The following is a 19,632-nucleotide window of genomic DNA, read 5'->3' on the forward strand; positions in this document are numbered from 1 at the left end:
CCATCCTTCCTGCATCGGTGGGGACACCGCACAAGCTACCGGCAAGTTCTGCCCAGCTGAAACATGCGGCGGGCGACAGGCTGAATTCTGCGGAAAAGGCTAGCCGACTCTTCCGTCTGACGGAAGAGTCGGCCGCTGCAGCTGCGGCCGCGGCCGCTGCCGCGGTGGCGCCGGCCCCGCCGCCCATGGGGCGTCCCTGCAGCCGCGAAAGAGGGGCGCACCCAGGTGCGCCCCTCTCCGGGTCGATCAGATGGAGCGCGCCGCCAGCCGGGGCGATCCGGCTCGGTTCTCCGGCGCATAAACGGGTGCGCCGGTCAGGAACGGAATCGCAGCCGCGCGAGCCTCGTCGATCGGCTCGTCCGGGAAGGCGTCCTCGATCGCGCGGTGGCGGGCGATGACGCCGGCTTTGAACTCGGGGTGGGTCAGGATGAACATGTCTCCGCGCAGAACGCCCTGCAGGACACGCTCGCCGGCCTCCTCTGCCGTCATGTACGGCTGTCGCTTGCTCACCTCCGCGTACCCCGGGTCCCGCGGCGGATACCCGGACGCCCCGTATGCTGCGGGGCGGAGGGCGGCGGTCGCCGCGATATTGCTGTGCACCGGTCCGGGGCAGTATGCCGACACCCCGATCCCCTCGCCCAGCAACTCCACGTGCAGGGCCTCCGACAGTGCGACCACGGCACCTTTGGTCATCGAGTAGAGCCCCGCCACGATCGGCATCAGCGCGGCCATCGACGAGGTGTTGACGATGTGGCCGCCCTCGCCGTGCGCGCGGATCTTGGGCAGGAACGCCTGGATCCCGTTGCCGACGCCCCGGATGTTGACGTCGATCACCCAGTTCCAATCGTCTGGGGTGGCATCCACGACGGGTCCGGTCATGCCGATGCCGGCATTGTTGACCAGGATGTCGACGCGACCGAAGCGGGATTCCACGGCGTCCGCGGCCGCCTTCATCGCGGCCAGATCCGCGACGTCCACCTGCATCGCCTCGACGTCGAGACCTTCGGCCGCGAAGACGGCCGCGGTCTCCTCGGCCAGTTCGACGCGGCGGCCGGTGACGACCACTCGCATCCCCGCGCGTGCGAAAGCCAGCGCGATGCCGCGGCCGATGCCGCTCGTACCGCCTGTGATGACTGCGACTTTCCCGCTGACGTCGTCCATGAGTCCCGCTCCTTCGTCGTGAATGCGCTCTGCCCGGTCTAGGTCAGCCCGAACAGCCGGGCAGCGTTGTCCCTGAGGATCAGAGGGCGGACCTCGTCCTTGATCGGAAGCTGCTCGAAGTCGCGCAGCCATCGGTCCGGCGTGATGACGGGGAAGTCCGATCCGAACAGCATCTTGTGCTTGAGCAGCGTGTTCGCGTACTGCACCAGCTGCGGCGGGAAGTACTTCGGCGACCAGCCGGACAGATCGATGTAGACGCGCGGCTTGTGCGTCGCCACCGACAGCGCCTCGTCCTGCCACGGGAACGACGGGTGGGCGAGGATGATGTCCATCCCGGGGAAATCGACCGCGACATCGTCGATGTGCAGCGGATTGGCGTACTTGAGCCGGATACCGCCTCCCCCCGGCTGTCCGGCGCCGACGCCGGTCTGGCCGGTGTGGAACAGGGCGACCAAGCCGTGCTCTTCGATGACCTCGTACAGCGGATAGGCACTGCGGTCATTGGGGAAGAACCCCTGCGTGCTGGGGTGGAACTTGAACCCCCGCACGCCGAATTCGGTGACCAGCCGGCGCGCGTGCTCGACGCCCGCCTTGCCGCGGGAAGGGTCGATGCTGGCGAACGGGATCAGCACATCGGAGTTCGCCGCGGCCTGCCGGGCGATCTCCTCGTTGGCCGGTTCGGGTTCCTTGCCGGTCTGTGAGATCGAGTCGACGGTGAACACGACCGCCATCATGTTGCGTTCGCGGTAGTACTCCGCCAGTTCCGGAACCGTGTAGGTCGGCATGGTTCCGATGCCGAAGTACTCGCCCATCGCCTCGCTGCCGGCGTGTTCGGCTGATTCGTCCGCGACGGCGCGATGCACGTGCGTGTGCACATCGATCGCCACGATCTCATCGAGGGCACGTCGTTCGGTCGTCATTCAAGATCCTCTGTGTAGGCAGCGGTCGTCCGCGCGCGGACGTCATCGGGGGTGATGCCGGGCGCGCATTCGGTCAGCACGAGACCGCCGTCTCGGAAGTGGAACACTGCGAGATCGGTGTAGACGCGCGTGACCACGGCGTGACCCGTCAATGGGAACGTACACGCCGGAATGATCTTCGGATTACCCTTCCGGTCCACGTGCTCCATGCACACCCATACTTCACGGGTGCCCGCGACGAGGTCCATCGCGCCGCCGACAGCGGGGTTGCGGCCGGGTACGTACCAGTTCGCCAGGTCGCCGTTCTCCGCCACCTGCAATGCGCCGAGGATCGTCGCGTCCAGGTGGCCGCCGCGGATGATCGCGAACGACAGCGCGGAGTCCACGATCGCGGCGCCGCTGACCAGCGAGATCGGCCGCTTGCCGGCATCCGTCAGATCGGGGTCCTCGTTGCCCTCGCCGGGGTGATCGCCCAGGCCCAGCACGCCGTTTTCAGCGTGCAGGAACACCTCGATGCCCTCGGGCAGGAACTTCGGGACCGCCAGCGGGATGCCGACGCCGAGGTTCACGGTGAAACCGTCGGACAGGTCAGCGGCGACGCGCTGCGCGATCTCGTCCCGACTGCGCCCGATCAGCGCGGGAAGGACTGGCTGGGTCGTGGTCATGCTGCACCTCTCATCGACGCCGTGTACTCCGCAGACGCGGGGACCGGCGCGGCGGTCATGACGACGTGCTTCACGAAAACCCCGGGAAGGTGGACGTCATCGGGTGCGATGGCGTCCACCGCCACCAGCTGCTCCACCTCCGCGAACGTCGTGCGGCCGCTCATCGCTGCCAGCGGGTTGAAGTTGCGGGCGGACAGGCGGAAACGCAGATTGCCCAAGCGGTCGCCTTGATGGGCTTTGACCACCCCGAAGTCCGCGGTGATGCCGTGCTCGAGCACGTGCGGCCGGCCGTCGAAATCGCGCAACTCCTTCGCCGGCAGATGGTCGGCCGGCCGGCCGTCGGCGTACGTGAGGGGGAAGGTGCCGTCGCTGAGCATCGTGCCGGCGGCCGAGGGTGTGAAGAACGCCGCGATACCCGCGCCTCCTGCGCGCATGCGCTCGGCCAGGGTGCCCTGCGGAATCAGCTCCAGTTCGACCCTGCCGGCGAAGTAGTCGTCGTAGAACGTCTGGAGGATCGGGAACGAGCCGGTGAAGCGGCGCACGCGTCCTTCCACCACGAGGCGCCCGATGCCGGTGTAGTCGTCGCCGACGTTGTTCACGATGACGTGAAGATCACGCTTGTCCAGGTCGCAGAGCGCGTTCAGAAGCGCATCCGGCCTGCCTGAGCTGCCGAAGCCCCCCACGGCGATGGAAGATCCCGAAGGCACGACATCCAGCGCCGCCATCAGGTCCTCGCGGTACTTGTCGTTCACGCTCAACCCTCTCCCGTACTTGTTCGTTGAGGCCAGTCAATCGAATCCCGACCCCGTTGCCATCGCTCTTTCCGTCGAGTAGAAGACGTGTGCGGCCCGGTCGCCGACCTCGCTTCGAGCAAGGAGGGGAGCGGTGTCCGGCCCCGCGTCGGGGTGGACGCCGAAAGTCTTCCGTGCGGCGAAAGAGCGATAGCCGAGGAGTCGTTCTGGGCCGCACGGTGGAGTAAGTCGCGGAGCAGCCACTGATCGACGATCCTCTCGTCGCAACATCATGGCTCTGCCATATCCACGTTAGGAGAGGGTCACATGAGCATGACCACACGGGCGGCCGTCTGCCGCGAAGCAGGTCAACCATGGGAGATCACGGAGCTCGAGCTGGATGACCCTCGAGCCAACGAGGTTCGGATCAAGTTCTACGCCGCCGGCATGTGCCACTCGGACGATCACATCCAGAAGGGCGACGCAGCGATGCGGATGCCCGTCGTCGGCGGGCACGAGGGTGCCGGGATCGTGGACGCGATCGGCGACGGCGTGACCCGCGTGCAGGTGGGCGACCACGTGGTGTGCTCGTTCATCCCCGCCTGCGGAAAATGCCGTTACTGCTCGACCGGGCGCCAGAACCTCTGCGACGAGGGCAAGAACGCCTCCACGGGGGAGTTCGCGGACGGCTCGTTCCGGTTCCACCAGGACGGCGTGGACTTCGGCGGACTGTGCGTGCTCGGCACGTTCTCGCAGTATGCGGTCGTCTCGGAGTACTCGGTCATCCCGATCCCCAAGGAGATCCCGTTCGAGGTGGCTGCGCTGGTGGGCTGCGCCGTGCCGACCGGGTGGGGCACCGCCGTGCACGCCGCCGGAGTGCAGGCCGGCGAGACCGTCGTGATCTTCGGCGCCGGTGGCGTCGGCAGCAACGCGGTGCAGGGTGCGGCACTGGCCGGCGCGCAGCGGGTGATCGTCGTGGACCCGGTCGAGTTCAAGCGCGACATGGCGAAGGTGTTCGGAGCGACCCACACCTTCGAGACCGCGGAGGAGGCGACCGAGTTCGTCGTCCAGTCCACCTGGGGCGAGCTCGCCGACCACGCGATCATCACGGTCGGGGTGCTGCACGACAAGGTCATCCACGACGCGATCAACATCGTGGGAAAGACCGGTCAGGTCACGATCACGGCTGTCGGCGCCGGATGGATCGATGAGAACCCGGGAATGCTGATCGGCTACCAGCGCCGCATCCAGGGTGCGATCTTCGGCGGGTGCAACCCCCTGCACGATGTGCCGAAGCTGCTCAGCCTCTATCAGTCCGGCCACCTGAAGCTCGACGAGCTGGTCACCACGAAGTACAAGCTCGAGGACATCAACCAGGGCTACCAGGACATGCTCGACGGCAAGAACATCCGCGGCGTCATCATGATCGAACACTGAAGGACGAGGACAACGACATGACCATCACTTCCCCCACCGCGACCTCGGTCGACAGCGATCTCCTCGTCGACGGTGTGCAGCTGATCGGCGGCGACTGGGTCGCTTCGTCGAGCGGCCAGACCATCGACGTCATCAACCCCGCCAACCGCACGCTGCTGGCCCGCATCCCGCGCGGCAACGCCGAAGACGTCGAGGCGGCCGTCCAGGCAGCCGAGAAGGCGTTCCCCGCCTGGCGCGACCTGAACGCGACCGCCCGCGGGCGGCTGCTGTTCCGCTGGGCCGACCTGATCGAGCAGAACGCGGAGGCGCTCGACGAGATCGAGCGTCAGGAAGTCGGCCGCCCGAGCTGGGGTCCGCTCGGATCGCCCGGACAGCTGCGCTTCATCGCAGGCCAGACCGACAAGGTCCAGGGCGTGTCGCTGCCCACCTACTCGCCTGACACGCTCGGGTTCACGCTGCGCGAGCCCTTCGGCGTCGTCGGCGGCATCATCCCGTGGAACGCTCCCGGTCCCATGTTCGTGACCGAGGTGGGCGCAGCGATCGCCGCCGGCAACACGATCGTGATGAAACCCGCCGAGGACGCCCCGCTGACCCCGCTCGCGCTCGCCAAGCTCGCTCTGCAGGCGGGCATCCCGGCCGGCGTCATCAACGTGGTCACCGGCTACGGCCACGAAGCCGGTGCGGCCATTCCGGCGCACCCGCGCATCCGCCGGATGGGCTTCACCGGTTCGCCGCAGACCGGCGCCCTGATCATGGCCGCGTGCGCCAAGAACCTCACGCCGCTGCACCTCGAGCTGGGCGGCAAATCTCCCCAGGTCGTCCTCGACGACGCCCAGCTGGACGCCGCCGTACCGGCCATGGTCGCCGGCATCACGCTGAACACCGGGCAGATCTGCGCCGCCGGTTCGCGTGTGATCGTGCAGCGCAGCATCCACGCGGAGCTCGTCGAACGACTGGCGGCGCAGATGCAGAAGGTGACCGTGGGGCCGTGGCATCAGCCCGTCAACATGGGACCCCTGATCAACGAGAAGCAGCACGATCGCGTGCTGAGCTACATCGAACTCGGAAAGGAAGCCGGAGCGGAGATCGTCACCGGCGGAGCCGTGCCGGTCGGTGACGACTACGGGAACGGGTTCTTCATCCAGCCGACGCTGTTCGACAAGGTCGATCCCGGCATGCGCATCGCGCAGGAGGAGATCTTCGGTCCCGTCCTGTCGGTCATCGTCGTCGACGACGAGCAGGAGGCGATCGAAGTCGCCAACGCCACCGAGTACGGTCTGGTCGCGTCGGTGTGGACCCAGGATGTGGGCAGGGCCGTGCGGCTGAGCCGGGCACTGCAGGCCGGCCAGGTGGCCGTCAACAACGCGCTGGGCGCCGGCGTCATCGGCGGTCCCTTCGGCGGGTACAAGAGCAGTGGGTTCGGCCGGACGATGGGTGCCGATTCGGTGCTCGAATGGACCCAGATCAAGACGGTCTCGATGCGCGGCGCCGCATCGCAGGCGCGATGAGAGGTTGACGGAACATGGCGACTATCACCACCCACGCGGCTGTTGCCCGCGCTCCACATCAAGGCTGGGAGCTGACCGACCTCCAGCTGGACGATCCGAAAGAGCACGAGGTGCGCATCAAGTTCGCCGCATCCGGGCTATGTCACTCGGACGACCACATCACGGCCGGTGACGCACCGGTTCGCTTCCCCGTCGTCGGCGGACACGAAGGCGCGGGGATCGTGGAGTCCATCGGGCCGAACGTGAACCGCGTCAAGGTCGGCGACCGCGTCGTCTGCTCGTACATCCCCGCCTGCGGAGCCTGTCGGCCCTGCTCGACCGGGCACCAGAACATGTGCGTGAAGGGTCTGAACGCCGGCTCGGGGATGTTCCTGGACGGCACCTTCCGGTTCCACAAGGACGGTGAGGACTTCGGCGGGTTCTGCTCACTGGGGACGTTCTCGCAGTACGCGGTCGTCTCCGAGTGGGCCGTCGTGCCGCTGGCCGACGACATCCCGTTCGAGATCGCATCCCTGGTCGGCTGCGGAGTCCCGACCGGGTGGGGCTCGGCGGTCTATGCGGCCGGCGTCAAGCCGGGCGATACGGCCGTGATCTTCGGTGCGGGCGGCGTGGGCAGCAACGCGGTCCAGGGCGCGCGGTACGCCGGAGCGAAGAACGTCGTCGTGATAGACCCGGTCGAGTTCAAGCGCGAGAGCGCGATGAACTTCGGCGCGACGCACACCTTCGCCGATGCCAAGGAAGCCCACGAGTTCGTCAACGCGACGACGTGGGGCCAGTTGGCCGATCACGCGATCCTCACCCCCGGCGTCGTGACCGAAGAGATGGTCATGCAGGCCGTGATGATGACCGGCAAGGGGGGCAAGGTCACCATCACCGGCGTCGGCGCCCTGAAGGAGAAGGCCGTCCACGTGCCGGCCGGTCTGCTCATCGGCTATCAGCGTCAGATCCGCGGAGCTCTCTTCGGCGACTGCAACCCGCTGTACGACATCCCGAAGCTGCTGGGCCTGTACCGCTCTGGGGACCTCAAGCTGGACGAGCTCGTGACGCGCACATACGCGCTGGACGATGTCAACCAGGCGTACCAGGACCTCGCGGACGGCAAGAACATCCGCGGAGTGATCGTTCACGACATCTGACCTCGATTCGGTGCTCGACTGCAGAGGTCCGCAGGCGAGCACCGATCGCCGGTCCCGACACGGAGGAGTACCACAATGCCCAACGCCATCCTCGATCCGACCGGACGCGCTGCTGATGCAGCAGCGTCGTCGCTGAGCGCCCTGGCGCCACGACCGGCAGACCTCACCGGGTTGCGCGTCGGGCTTCTGGACAACACCAAGCACAACGCGCTGCTGTTCTTGCGGGAGGTCGGCAGCCTGCTCGTCTCCGAGCACGGCGTCGCGGAGGTGAGCATCGTCGAGACAAAGGCGAACTTCTCCGTTCCGGTGGACGAGTCCATCGTGGCTCGCTACGCGCGGGAGTGCGATGTCGTGGTCATCGGCGTGGGCGACTGCGGATCGTGCAGTGCCGCGGCGGTTGCCGACGGCATCAATTTCGAACGTGCCGGATTGCCCGCCGCGGTGGTTCTCACCGACGCGTTCCTGAGCACCGGCCGCATGATGGCCGAAGTGCAGGGCGCCCCCGACTACGAGTGGATCACGACCCGGCATCCCATGGCGTCCCTCACGCCCGACGAGGTGCGCACGCGCGCCGAGGGCCTCCTCCCGCAGATCCTCGGCACCCTCGCGAAGGCCGCCGCGTGAGCGTCGCCGAACTGGATGCCGACGCCGCCCAGCTCGCCGTCGAACACTGCTACGAGCAGGGCTGGTCGGACGGATTGCCGCTCGTCCCGGCGACGCGGCCGCTGGTGGACCGATTCCTGGCAGCTGCGGGCCGGCCCGCGGACGAGGTCATCGGCCACATGCCCCAGCTCGACCGCTCGGTCACCGTCGAGCTCGCCGCCATCAACGCCGTCATGGCAGGGTGTCTGCCCGAGTACTTCCCGGTCGTGCTGGCCGCGTGGGAAGCCCTGATGAACGAGCGTGCCGCCAAGGGCGGCGGGTGGCAGTCCACGAGCGGTCCGGCTCCGCTGATCATCGTGAACGGGCCGATCCGCAACGAGCTCGGCTTCAACAGCACCGGTGGCGTGTTCGGACCGGGTTTCCGCGCGAACGCCACGGTGGCCCGGGCGATCGGCCTGATCGTGCGCAACGTCTTCGGCGTGCACCCGCACGAGCTCGAGCAGGCCACCCAGGGTCTGCCGGGCCGGTGGTCGATCTGCATCGGGGAGAACGAGGAGGAGAGCCCGTGGCCGCCTCTCGCCGCGGACCGCGGCGTGACCGGCAACGCCGTCACGGCGACTCTGCTGCGCACGTGCGAATACGTCGACAACCGGCACACGACCGATCCCGAGCTGCTTCTCGGCGACTTCGCCGATACGATCGGGCGCTCCGGATCGCTGATCTTCAAGCACGCTCTGGTGGGGGTCGTCCTCTGCCCCGAACACGCCAACCTCCTGGCCGGCGCGGGCTACAGCCGGTCGGATGTCGCGGCCTGGCTCGCGGAACACTCAGGCCGCACGACCGGACAGCTGGCGCGCGCCGGCAAGGACCACAACGACGGAGCGGGAGTGCGCTTTCCCGGGTCCGGGGAGCCGGCCGACGACTTCCAGCGCACGATCGCCCCCGGCAACGAGGACCGGGTCCTGATCGCCGTGGCGGGCTCGCGCAACGCGGGCATCTCGATGGTCGTGCGCTACTTCGCGGACTGGTCGGGAAACTCCGTCGCCATCCGTGCGGGAGAGGCCTCGTGACGGCCATCGACCTCGTCGACCCGCTGTCGGACCCGCTCGGGGGCGTGGGGGAGCAGAAGATGCTCGGACGCCGTGCGCTGGTCACCGGCGCGGGGCAGAACGGCGAGCTGCCGGGCGTGGGGTATTCCATCGCCCTGCTGCTGGCCTCCCACGGTGCGAGCGTCGCGGTGCTGGACCGGTCCGCGGACGCCGCGCAGCGCACCGTCGAGCGCATCGTCGCCGACGGCGGCCAGGCGGTCGCGGTGGTCGCCGACGCCACCGACGATCTGGCGTGCGAACGCGCCGTCTCCGAGGCGGTGCAGGCGCTGGGAGGCCTGGACACGGTGGTCAACAACGTCGCCAGCGGCGATCGCGCCGGCATCTTCGATGTCACGCCGGAGCGCTTCGAGCAGCTCCTCCAGATCAACCTGATGTCCGCGTGGTACATCACCCGGCACGCGGCCCCGGTCCTGCCCCGGGGCAGCGCGATCGTGAACATCTCTTCCGTGGGCGTCAGCGCGCGCGGACCGGGGATGCCGTATTGCGTCGCCAAGGCCGGCGTCGAGAACCTCACCCAGGGCTCCGCGACGACGCTCGGGCCGCAGGGCATCCGCGTCAACTGCATCGAGGTCGGAGCCATCTGGGGATCGTTCGCCGCGGCGAACATGGACGAGTCCATGCGCGAGCCGCGCCGGATGGGGACCACGCTGAAGACCGAGGGATCGGCGTGGGACATCGCGCACGCCGCCTTCTTCCTGCTGAGCGACTCCGCTCGCTGGATCACCGGCCAGATCGTGGCGGTGGACGGCGGACCCGCCGCGCACTATCCGCCCGGCCCGCCCATCACCTCCGTACCCAAGAGCGCCCAGGCTCCCGCCTGAACGCGTCCCGGCGCGCCCACCGGGCGCGCCCTGCGTCGCCCGGCGCCGTCACCCACCCCCACAGAGAAGAGACTCTTCCATGACCGAGATGGTTCGCGCAGCTGTTCAGACAGGTCCCCGTCACATCGAGATGCGGGAGTTCCCGCGTCCGCAGATCGGTCCCGACGACGGGCTCCTCCGGGTCGAGGCCAACGGCATCTGCGGCAGCGATGTCGAGATCTACGGTGGCCACATCGGGACGCAGACCAACCCCTTCATCCCCGGCCACGAGCCGATGGGCATCATCGCCGAGCTGGGAGATCGCGCCGCCGAGCGCTGGGGCGTGCAGGTCGGCGACCGCGTGGCGCTCGAGGTCATCGTTCCCTGCCGCGCCTGCAACGACTGTCTCACCGGCCGCTACCAGGCCTGCCGTTTCCGCAAGTACGGTCACGGCGTGACCGGCATCGACGTCGAGCCCAGCCTGTGGGGCGGGTTCGCCGAGTACATGTACATCTCCCCGAACTCCGTGCTGCACAAGATCGACAAGAGCCTCCCCGCTGAGATCGCCGCGATGTACAACCCGCTCGGCGCCGGCGTGCGGTGGGCCGTCGACCTCGGCGAGGTCGGACTCGGCGACACACTGGTGATCCTGGGCGCAGGGCAGCGCGGACTCGGCGCGATCATCGCCGCGAAGTCGGTGGGCGCATCGAACATCATCATCACCGGGCTGGCCTCCGACGCGCACAAGCTCGCGGTCGCCCGCGAGCTGGGCGCGGATCACACGATCGTCGTGGGACCCGGCGGTCAGGACATCGTCGAGGCCGTGACCGAGATCACCGGTGGGCAGATGGCCGATGTCGCGCTCGATCTGACGCCGATGGCCGCCGGTCCGGTCACGGACGCGATGAACGTCGTCCGTTTCGGCGGCCGCGTCGTCCTCGCGGGTCTGAAGGGCCGCAAGGAGGTCCCGTTGGTCACCGATCTCATCATCAACCGAGCGCTCACCATCAAGGGAGCATTCGGCGTCGACGCGTCCGCGAACAAGCGTGCCATCCGGTTGCTGGAATCGGGCCGGTTCCCGCTCGAGCTGCTGCACACGCATACGTTCGGGCTGGACGAGGTCGGACTTGCGATCGACACCCTCGCCGGCACCACGGACGACAAGTCCGCCATCCACGTCTCGGTCCACCCGAGCTTCGCCTGACCGACAAGGGACCCCCTATGATCATCGACGCACACGCACATCTGCTTCCGAAGGACTACCCGAGCGACGCTCCCGGATGCTTCCCGCACATGGAGGCGATCGAGGACAGCACGAGCAGACTGCTCGTCTTCGGCAAGACCCGCTTCCCCGCCAAGGACGTCTTCTTCGAGGCCGAACGGCGCATCGAGGCGCAGGATGCCTCCGGTGTGGACGCAGAGGTCGTCAGCCCGATGCCGCCGCTGCTGCGCTACGACCTGCCCGCCGGCGACGGGCTGGCGCTCTCGCGCCACGTCAACGAGTTCGCCGCAGAACTGAGCTCACACGCGCCGGATCGGCTCATCAGCCTGGGCATGGTGCCCATGGAAGACCCGGATGCCGCCACCGCGGAGCTGGCTGCCATCAAGGAGATGGGGCTTGCGGGCGTCGAGATCGCCTCCAACATCCTGGGCAGCTCGATCGGCGACGAGAAGTTCCTCCCCTTCTTCCAGGAGGTAGAGAGACTCGGGCTCTCGGTCTTCGTGCACGCGATGCCCGCGCCGATGGATCGCCTGCCGATGTCGGCCATGGGCACGTACGTCGTCGGGATCGAGGGCATGTTCGCCGCAGCCTCGATGATCCTCGGGGGCACCGCGGCGGCCTGCCCGGACCTGCGGATCTCGTTCAGCCACGCGGCCGGCGGGTTCGCCATGATGCTTCCGCGCGCCAACTACTTCTGGGGCGGCTCCTGGAACGAGGAGCCCAAGAACCTCGATCGCGCCGTCTCTCCCGATGACGGGCCGTCTCCGTTGGAGCTGGCGCGTCGGTTCTACTACGACTCGATGGTGTTCGACGCGCGGACCATTCGCTACCTGGTGGATCTGCTCGGCGCCGACCGGCTCCTGGTCGGTTCGGACTTCCCCGCGATGCTGCGTGAGGAGCCGGCGGCCAAGACGCTTCGCTCGATGGACCTGCCCGAAGCGGAATGGGAGGACATCAGCTGGAAGAACGCTCTGCGCTGGCTGGGCCGGGAGGCCGTCGCCTGACCGCCTGAGTCGCCACGAGTACCGCGCAGCGCACCGCAGACCCCGGTCTGCGGTGCGCTGCGTCGTGCGCTGCGGACGGATCGGTGGGTGTCTTTCGTCGGATGGAAGTGACATAGATACGGCCTTCTGCGCTGAGTCAGACTGCCACAGGAGTTAGTTCCGGCTCAAAGTTGACCGCGGACCTGCGCGCTCGCCGTCGCCGCTCAGAACAAGGGAATTCACATGACAAGAATCCGCAAGAGCGGACGGTCGGCAGTACGCCTGATCGGCACGCTCGCCCTGGCAACGGGGATCGTCGTATCAGCAGCCGGGTGCGCCGGTGGGGGCGGTGGCGACGCCGCACCGGACACCGCCTCGGGTGAGCCCACGCCGGGCGGCGAGATCACGGTGCTCCTGGACGCCGGCTTCGCCGGAGGATGGGCGACCGGCTTGGACCCTGCCACGAGCAACACGACCGGTTCGAACCTCCCGCAGAACGCCGCCATCTTCGGCGGACTTTTCACGCTCGAGCCGGACGGCGACGGCGGCCAGATCGTACCCAACCAGGCCGAGAGCTTCGAGTGGTCCGAAGACGGCCGGACGCTGTCCATCACCCTGCGCGACGGGATCACATTCTCGGACGGCACGCCCCTGAATGCTGAAGCGGTCGTGTGGAACTGGATCCGTGCCCTCAACTCCGGCAGCACGGGCGCGCCCCGCCTGCAGCTGAACGTGGACACTCCTGCCCCCGCGCTGAGCGAGGCGTTCATGACGAGCCTGTGGGCAGCCCTCCCCGCAGACGTGGACAAGGCCACCGTCCAGAAGCAGCTGGGTGCGATCCAGGCGGTCGATGACCTCACGGTCTCGCTCGCGCTGCGCAACGTCGACGGCTCCCTCGTCAACGGCTTCCCCACCTCGAGCTTCAACCTGATCGCCTCCCCGACCGCGTACGCGGAGATGGGCGGGGACGCTTTCAGCCTCAAGCCCGTCGGCGCGGGTCCCTTCATCGTCACGGCCGACAGCCTGAGCGAACGCCTCGAGCTGGAGAAGAACCCCGACTACTTCAAGTCCGGGCTCCCGTACCTCGACGCGATCAACTTCCAGTCCGTGGCCGGTGACCAGGTCGCCTACCAGACGCTGCTGGCCGGACAGGGCGACGTCATCGAGGGTCTCAGCTCGGTGCCGCTCATCACCGAGGCCAAGGCCAACCCCGACGTGGCCGTGCACCTCGGTGCCCCGACATCGCCGTATGTCGTGCAGCTGAACTCGCGCACCGCACCGTTCGACGACATCAAGGCGCGAGAGGCGATCTACTACGCGACCGACTTCGCCGCGATCAACAAAGGTCTGTTCAAGGACGAGGGCGAGATGAGCCAGTCGTTCACGGCATCCGGCGGGCTGTTCTTCAACCCGGAGGTTCCGGGCTACCGCGAGTACGACCTCGACAAGGCGAAGGCGCTCGTCGAGGAGATCGGCGGACTGACGGTCAACCTCGGCACGACGGATATCGTCACGGCACGCTCCGTGACCACGGCGCTTCAGACGCAGTGGGAAGAGGCGGGGATCGACGTGGAGATCAGCGCTGAGCCGCTGGGCGATGTGATCACGCGCTTCGTCACGGGCGACTGGCAGGCGCTGCTTCAGACAGCGGGCGCATGGGACCCGTCGGTCGGCATCGGTGTCGGCATCCGGTTCGGCTCCACGTCTCCGTACAGCGGTGCACCGCTGCCCGAGGGCGCCACATCCGGCGCGGACGCGCTGGCCAAGGGTCTGGAGACCGAGCTGGACGTGCTGCTGCGCGAAGCCGTCGGCACGAACGACTACGACGAGCGGGACGCGAAGTACCAGGAGATCGCGAAGTACATCTCCGACCAGGCGTATGCGCCGTTCGGAATGGCGTTCTCGCCGGCTCAGGTCCTGCGTGCCGGCGTGCACGGCCCCGGACTGGACGTGCCCATTCCGGCGTTGTCGGTCAACCAGGGTGTGCTGTACGACCGAGTCTGGGTAGAGAGCGGGAAATAGGTGCCCATCACGGAGGCCACTACCAGCATCCGGACCGAGGAGCGCGTCAGCGCCCTCGGCCGGGTGGTGGGTTCCCCCCTGGTTCGGTTGATCGCACGCCGGATCGCGATAGCGATCCCCCTGCTGCTGGCGATCAGCATCCTCGTGTTCGCATTGCTCGAGGCGATCCCGGGCGACCCCGCACGCAACCAGGCGGGTATGGACGCCACCGAGGAGGAGGTCGAGGCTGTTCGCGCGCGGATGGGCCTCGACCGCTCCCCGGTGGAGCGATACCTCACCTGGTTGGGCGGGTTCGTCACCGGCAACTTCGGCAAGTCCTCGATCAGCGGGCAGCCGGTCACCACGCTGCTCGCCGAACGGGTGCCGGTCACGGTCGAACTGGTGGTACTGGCCTTCGTGGTCTCGCTCGCTCTGGCGCTGCCCGTGGCGCTGATGGCCGCCCGCAAGCCGGGTGGCTTCTTCGATCGGGTGGTGATGGTCATCTCCATGACCCTGCTGGCCGTTCCCAATTACGTCATGGCGCTGCTGCTGGTACTCGTGTTCGCCGTGCTCCTGCGGGCTCTGCCCGCCATCGGGTATGTGCCGATCGAAGAGAACCTGTGGCTCAACATCCGTTCTGTGACGCTGCCCGTGCTCGCACTGGCCATTCCCCTGGCGGCCTTCTACGCGCGCTTCCTGCGGGGTGACCTCGTCGAGCAGATGAACTCCGCCGACTACGTCGAAACCGCCCGAGCCAAGGGGGTCGGACCGTGGAAGGTGCTCTGGCGGCATGCCTTCCGCAACTCGTCCTTCGGCCTGCTCACACTGGTCGGCCTCAACATCGGCGGGCTGGTCGGGGGCACCGTCATCATCGAGCAGATCTTCTCCATGCCCGGGCTCGGTGTGCTGATGCTGCAAGGCGTCATGTCCCGGGACACCGCCGTCGTCCAGATCTGCGTGTTCATCTTCGCGGCGGTCGCGGTCCTGGCGAACCTCGTCGTGGACGTGCTGTACGCGGTGCTCGATCCAAGGATTCGCTATGGCAATCGCTGACGCCTCGGTAGGGGCCGCCCTCATCCCGTCCGCTGTGCCTCGCAGCGAGACCTGGGGCAGGATCCGCCGCAAGCTCGTGGTGGGGATTCCGGCAGGACTGGTGTTCCTGCTGCTGTTCGTCTGCTTCATCGGCCCGTTCTTCCTGCCGCTGGCCCCACCGACCGGTGGCAGCGTGCTGGACAGCGGTCTGCCCCCGGGAACGCCCGGTCACCCGCTCGGCACCGACGTGAACGGGAACGACGTGCTGTCGCGGATGATCTACGGCGGCCGGGCATCGCTGATGATCGCGATCGCCGTCAACGTCATCGGTCTCGTCGTCGGAGGTGTCGTCGGCGCGATCTCCGGGTTCCTCGGCGGCAAGATCGACACCGTGATCATGCGCGCACTCGATGTGCTGATCGCGTTCCCCTCGCTGGTGCTGACGATCGCGATCGCCCAGATCCTCGGCCCCAGCCTGCCGAACACGATCCTGGCGCTGTCGGCCTTCAGCATCCCCGCGGTCGCACGAATCTCCCGCTCGGCCACGCTGCGCATCTCGAACATGCCGTTCATCCAGGCGGCCGATCTGAGCGGCAGCACCACCTGGCGCACGCTGACGCGTCACATCGCGCCCAACATCGTGCCGCAGATGCTGAACTTCGCCCTTCTGGGCATGGGGATCGTGATCGTCACCGAGGGTGCCCTGAGCTTCCTGGGCATGGGAGTCCCGGCGCCTGCACCCAGCTGGGGAAACATGATCTACGAAGGGCAGCAGTCGCTGTCAGCGACGCCGCTCCTGGTGTTGTGGCCGAGCCTGGCCCTGCTGGTCACGGTGCTCTCCTTCAACCTGCTCGGCGAGAACCTGAGAGATGAGATGAACGGTCGATGAGCACGCTGCAGCAGTTCGCCGGCCCTGCCGAGAGGGCGCCACGCCCCGAGACGGTCCTGTCTGTCGACGACCTCCGCGTCACCTTCACGCGTGGGGGTCGCCCCGTCCACGCGGTCGGCGGAATCTCGTACGACCTCGAGGCGGGCCGGATGCTCGCGATCATCGGCGAGTCCGGGTCCGGCAAATCCGTGGGGGTGCGCGCCCTCATGGGACTTCTCCCACCGAGCGCGCGGATCGAAGGCTCAGCGCGCCTGGTCGGCACGGAGCTGGTCGGCATGGACGAGCGGTCCATGCGTCAGATCCGCGGCAACGATATCGCCATGGTGTTCCAGGACCCGGCACGGTCCCTCAACCCGACCATGAGCGTGGGAGCGCAGATCTCGGAGGCGGTGCGCACGCACCGCAGGGAGGTCAAGAAGGCCGAGGCGGCCGAGCGGGTCATCGAGCTGCTCAAGCTGGTGCGCCTGCCCGCACCGGAGCGCCGGTTCCACGAGTACCCGCACCAGCTGTCCGGCGGCATGCGCCAGCGGGTGATGATCGCGATCGCACTGGCCTCGAACCCGAAGGTGCTGATCGCCGATGAGGCCACCACGGCTCTGGACGTCACCACGCAGGCGCAGATCATGGAGCTGCTGGTCGATCTTCAGGACCGGCTCGGCACCGCCGTGATCATGATCAGTCACGATCTCGGACTCGCCGCCAGCTACGCCGACGACGTGCTCGTCATGTACGGCGGGCGGATCGTCGAGCAGGCCGACACCGCTTCTCTGTTCGGCAACGTCCGGATGCCCTACACGAAGGCGCTCCTGGGGGCCATCCCACAGCTGTCCACGCCCACGCATGCGCTCCTCCCGGTGATCGGCGGGCATCCGCCGGACCTGTCCGCGCTGCCCCCGGGCTGCGCGTTCGCGCCGCGCTGCCCACGGGCGACGCAGAAGTGCGCGGAGCGGCCCGAGCTGATCGAGCACGAACCGAATCACAAGTACGCGTGCTGGCATCCGCACCTGGACGGCGCCGCACCCGAAACGATCGCCGCCGCAGCGCCGGCGCAGGAGGATGTCCGGTGACACAGATCGTGGACGAGAGGTCGCCGCAGGCGACCGGCTCGAAAGAGACCCTTCTGTCGGTCCGGCACATCGTGCAGGAGTACGTCAGCCGCGGACCCGGCAACATCAAGGCCGGGGTGGTGCATGCCGTTTCGGATGTCTCCTTCGAGCTGGGCGTCGGTGAGACGCTCGGTGTGGTCGGCGAGACCGGATCGGGCAAATCCACGCTGGCCCGCGCGGCGATCCAGGTGGAGCGGCCCAAGTCGGGCGAGGTGTGGTTCAAGGGGCGCAACCTCGTCGAGCTGTCCCGGCGAGATCTGAAGGCCGCCCGCCGGGACATCCAGATGGTCTATCAGGACCCGTTCGGCTCTCTCAACCCGAAATGGCGGGTCGAGGATGTCGTGGCCGAGCCGCTGGTCGGTCACACGAAGATGGGTCGCGTGCAGAGGCGCGCCCGTGTGCGCGAGCTGCTGGATCTGGTCGGACTGAATCCGGACATCTACCTGCGGCGGCGTCCGCTGGAGCTCTCCGGCGGTCAGGCGCAGCGCGTGGCCATCGCGCGCGCCATCGCCACCAATCCGGCGCTCGTCGTCTGCGACGAGGCGATCTCCTCGCTGGACGTGCTCATCCAGGCGCAGGTGATGAACCTGTTCGAGAAGCTGCGAGCCGAGTTCGGCCTCTCGTACGTGTTCATCGCGCACGACCTTGCCCGCGTCAAGCAGCTCAGCGACCAGGTCGCCGTCATGCACCTGGGTCAGCTGGCCGAGATCGGCCCGGCCGAGCAGGTGTACGCCACCCCGCGGCACCCGTACACCCGGGCGCTGCTGGACTCCATCCCGGGGCTGGATCCGGAGACGGGGATCGCACGCAGACCCGTGACGCTCAAGGGCGAACCGCCCTCACCCCTGCACCCGCCGTCGGGGTGCCGGTTCCGCACGCGGTGTCCGCGCGCGCAGGACAAGTGCGCGGTGGAGGAGCCGCTGCCTCGCGACCTCGGGGGAGGGCACAAGGTGGCGTGTCACTTCCCGCTGGAGGTGCCGACGATCTCGGTGGATTCGCTGCGCGCATCGATCCCCGCCCCGGGGGCTAAGACGCGAACAGCTCCTGCATCCGCGTGACGCCTTCGAGCAGCGCGTCGTCGCCGAGCGCGTACGAGAGCCGCAGGTAGCCGCTGGGGCCGAACGCCTCGCCGGGAACCACGGCCACCTCGATCTCGTCGAGGATGAGGTCCGCCAGCTGCAGCGACGTTGTCGGCGTCTGCCCGCGCCACTGCCGGCCCAGCAGGCCGCGCACGTCGGGGTACGCGTAGAAGGCACCGAGCGGGTTGGGCACCGTGACGCCGTCGATCTGCGCCAGGCCGTCCACGATCAGCCGGCGACGGCGGTCGAATGCGACCCGGAACTGCTCGGCTTCCGTCTGCGGGCCGGTCAGGGCGGCCAGCGCCGCTCGCTGTGCGACGTTGTTGACGTTGCTGGACAGGTGGGACTGCAGATTCGCGGCCAGTTTGATGGCGTCCGTGGGCCCGATCATCCAGCCGACGCGCCAGCCGGTCATCGCGTAGGTCTTGGCCACGCCGTTGACGAGGATGGTCTGGGCCGCGGCATCCGGGACCGCCTCGACGATCGAGACCGCGCGGGCGCCCTCATAGACGAGGTTCTGGTAGATCTCGTCGGAGATGATCCAGATGCCGTGCTCCACAGCCCATTCGCCGATCGCCTTGGTCTCGGCGGGAGTGTAGACAGCGCCGGTCGGGTTGGACGGGGAGACGAAGACCAGCGCCGTCGTCTTGTCGGTGCGGGCGGCTTCGAGCTGCTCGACGGTGACCTTGTAGTCCTGGTCGGCTCCGGCGAAGACCGTCACGGGCACTCCGTCGGCCAGTGCGATCGCCTCGGGGTAGGTGGTCCAGTACGGTGCGGGCAGGAGGACCTCGTCGCCGGGGTTCACGACCGCCTGGAACGCCTGGTAGACGGCCTGCTTGCCGCCGTTGGTGACCACGATCTGGGACGGCTCGATGTCGAGTCCCGAGTCGCGCAGCGTCTTGGCGGCGATGGCCTCGCGCAGGACCGGTAGACCCACGGCGGGGGTGTAGCGGTAGTTGGCGGGGTCGTGCAGCGCCTCGGCCGCGGCATCCACGATGAACTGGGGCGTTGCGAAGTCCGGCTCGCCGGCCGCGTAGCTGATGACGGGTCGTCCGGCGGCCTGCAGCGCCTTGGCCTTCGCGTCGACCTTGAGAGTCGCGGACTCGGCGATGGCACTGAGTTTGTGGGAGAGCGGGGCGCGTTGTGTCACTCTTCGAGCGTAGCGGCCCGGGCGATTCCCTGCCGAGTTCCGGGTCGGTACGGCCCCCGCTCGCCTGTCACGACACGCCGAGCGGTGACCCGGAATGCGA

At 68.0% G+C, this 19,632-nt stretch carries 18 protein-coding genes; 13 read left to right on the forward strand and 5 right to left on the reverse strand.

The genetic code is table 11. From position 1 onward, the window contains the following. Window positions 1–246: 246 nt before the first annotated feature. From QNO12_RS03275 to QNO12_RS03290, 4 genes are read right to left on the reverse strand one after another with little or no spacing between them, the layout of a single operon-like run. Window positions 247–1,161 (reverse strand): SDR family NAD(P)-dependent oxidoreductase, encoded by a 915-nt coding sequence (locus tag QNO12_RS03275; protein ID WP_257503931.1) that lies wholly within the window; start codon window positions 1,159–1,161, stop codon window positions 247–249. A gap of 38 nt (window positions 1,162–1,199) precedes the next feature. Next, window positions 1,200–2,081: an amidohydrolase family protein gene (locus QNO12_RS03280; protein ID WP_257503932.1), complete on the reverse strand. Its 882-nt coding sequence runs from the start codon at window positions 2,079–2,081 to the stop codon at window positions 1,200–1,202. Continuing rightward, the gene (locus QNO12_RS03285) at window positions 2,078–2,746 is read right to left on the reverse strand and encodes a 3-oxoacid CoA-transferase subunit B (protein WP_257503933.1); all 669 of its coding nucleotides are present in this window, start codon (window positions 2,744–2,746) and stop codon (window positions 2,078–2,080) included. The genes QNO12_RS03280 and QNO12_RS03285 overlap by 4 nt, the downstream gene beginning before the upstream one ends. Then, window positions 2,743–3,498, reverse strand: a complete 756-nt coding sequence (locus tag QNO12_RS03290; RefSeq protein ID WP_257503934.1) for a CoA transferase subunit A — start codon at window positions 3,496–3,498, stop codon at window positions 2,743–2,745. The genes QNO12_RS03285 and QNO12_RS03290 overlap by 4 nt, the downstream gene beginning before the upstream one ends. A 306-nt stretch (window positions 3,499–3,804) precedes the next feature. On the opposite strand from QNO12_RS03290, the gene QNO12_RS03295 reads away from it, so the two are divergent. The 13 genes from QNO12_RS03295 to QNO12_RS03355 all read left to right on the forward strand — a co-directional run bounded on the left by QNO12_RS03295 (window position 3,805) and on the right by QNO12_RS03355 (window position 18,361). After that, window positions 3,805–4,914 (forward strand): NDMA-dependent alcohol dehydrogenase, encoded by a 1,110-nt coding sequence (locus tag QNO12_RS03295; RefSeq protein WP_257503935.1) that lies wholly within the window; start codon window positions 3,805–3,807, stop codon window positions 4,912–4,914. Between the two features lie 17 nt (window positions 4,915–4,931). Continuing rightward, window positions 4,932–6,422, forward strand: a complete 1,491-nt coding sequence (locus QNO12_RS03300; protein WP_257503936.1) for an aldehyde dehydrogenase family protein — start codon at window positions 4,932–4,934, stop codon at window positions 6,420–6,422. A gap of 14 nt (window positions 6,423–6,436) precedes the next feature. Continuing rightward, entirely contained in the window at window positions 6,437–7,558 is a 1,122-nt protein-coding gene (locus QNO12_RS03305) for an NDMA-dependent alcohol dehydrogenase (protein ID WP_257503937.1), read from the forward strand. A 75-nt stretch (window positions 7,559–7,633) separates the two neighbouring features. Then, window positions 7,634–8,182 carry a UGSC family (seleno)protein gene (locus tag QNO12_RS03310; RefSeq protein WP_257503938.1) on the forward strand — a complete coding sequence of 183 codons (549 nt, stop codon included), beginning with the start codon at window positions 7,634–7,636 and terminating at the stop codon, window positions 8,180–8,182. Further along, the gene (locus tag QNO12_RS03315; RefSeq protein WP_257503939.1) at window positions 8,179–9,231 is read left to right on the forward strand and encodes a hypothetical protein; all 1,053 of its coding nucleotides are present in this window, start codon (window positions 8,179–8,181) and stop codon (window positions 9,229–9,231) included. The genes QNO12_RS03310 and QNO12_RS03315 overlap by 4 nt, the downstream gene beginning before the upstream one ends. Further along, window positions 9,228–10,091, forward strand: coding sequence for an SDR family NAD(P)-dependent oxidoreductase (locus QNO12_RS03320; protein ID WP_257503940.1), 864 nt, complete (start codon window positions 9,228–9,230; stop codon window positions 10,089–10,091). Before QNO12_RS03315 ends, QNO12_RS03320 begins: the two co-directional genes overlap by 4 nt. Before the next feature lie 79 nt (window positions 10,092–10,170). Continuing rightward, a complete protein-coding gene (locus tag QNO12_RS03325; RefSeq protein ID WP_257503941.1) occupies window positions 10,171–11,274 on the forward strand; it encodes a zinc-dependent alcohol dehydrogenase in 1,104 nt (367 codons plus the stop codon). Between the two features lie 17 nt (window positions 11,275–11,291). Next, window positions 11,292–12,296, forward strand: a complete 1,005-nt coding sequence (locus QNO12_RS03330) for an amidohydrolase family protein (RefSeq protein ID WP_257503942.1) — start codon at window positions 11,292–11,294, stop codon at window positions 12,294–12,296. A 222-nt stretch (window positions 12,297–12,518) separates the two neighbouring features. Then, window positions 12,519–14,297 carry an ABC transporter substrate-binding protein gene (locus tag QNO12_RS03335; RefSeq protein ID WP_257503943.1) on the forward strand — a complete coding sequence of 593 codons (1,779 nt, stop codon included), beginning with the start codon at window positions 12,519–12,521 and terminating at the stop codon, window positions 14,295–14,297. Then, complete coding sequence (locus tag QNO12_RS03340) at window positions 14,298–15,329, forward strand: ABC transporter permease (RefSeq protein ID WP_257503944.1); 1,032 nt, start codon at window positions 14,298–14,300, stop codon at window positions 15,327–15,329. Further along, window positions 15,316–16,197 carry an ABC transporter permease gene (locus QNO12_RS03345; protein ID WP_257503945.1) on the forward strand — a complete coding sequence of 294 codons (882 nt, stop codon included), beginning with the start codon at window positions 15,316–15,318 and terminating at the stop codon, window positions 16,195–16,197. The genes QNO12_RS03340 and QNO12_RS03345 overlap by 14 nt, the downstream gene beginning before the upstream one ends. Next, entirely contained in the window at window positions 16,194–17,264 is a 1,071-nt protein-coding gene (locus QNO12_RS03350) for an ABC transporter ATP-binding protein (RefSeq protein ID WP_257503946.1), read from the forward strand. Before QNO12_RS03345 ends, QNO12_RS03350 begins: the two co-directional genes overlap by 4 nt. Continuing rightward, entirely contained in the window at window positions 17,261–18,361 is a 1,101-nt protein-coding gene (locus tag QNO12_RS03355; RefSeq protein ID WP_257503947.1) for an ABC transporter ATP-binding protein, read from the forward strand. The genes QNO12_RS03350 and QNO12_RS03355 overlap by 4 nt, the downstream gene beginning before the upstream one ends. Here QNO12_RS03355 and QNO12_RS03360 read toward each other — a convergent pair. Next, on the reverse strand, window positions 18,330–19,532 hold the full coding sequence (locus QNO12_RS03360) for a pyridoxal phosphate-dependent aminotransferase (RefSeq protein WP_257503948.1): 1,203 nt from the start codon (window positions 19,530–19,532) through the stop codon (window positions 18,330–18,332). The two genes, QNO12_RS03355 and QNO12_RS03360, sit on opposite strands and share 32 nt — an antisense overlap. Between the last annotated feature and the right edge of the window lie 100 nt (window positions 19,533–19,632).

The organism is Microbacterium sp. zg-B185, from assembly GCF_030246885.1.
Taxonomy (GTDB): domain Bacteria; phylum Actinomycetota; class Actinomycetes; order Actinomycetales; family Microbacteriaceae; genus Microbacterium.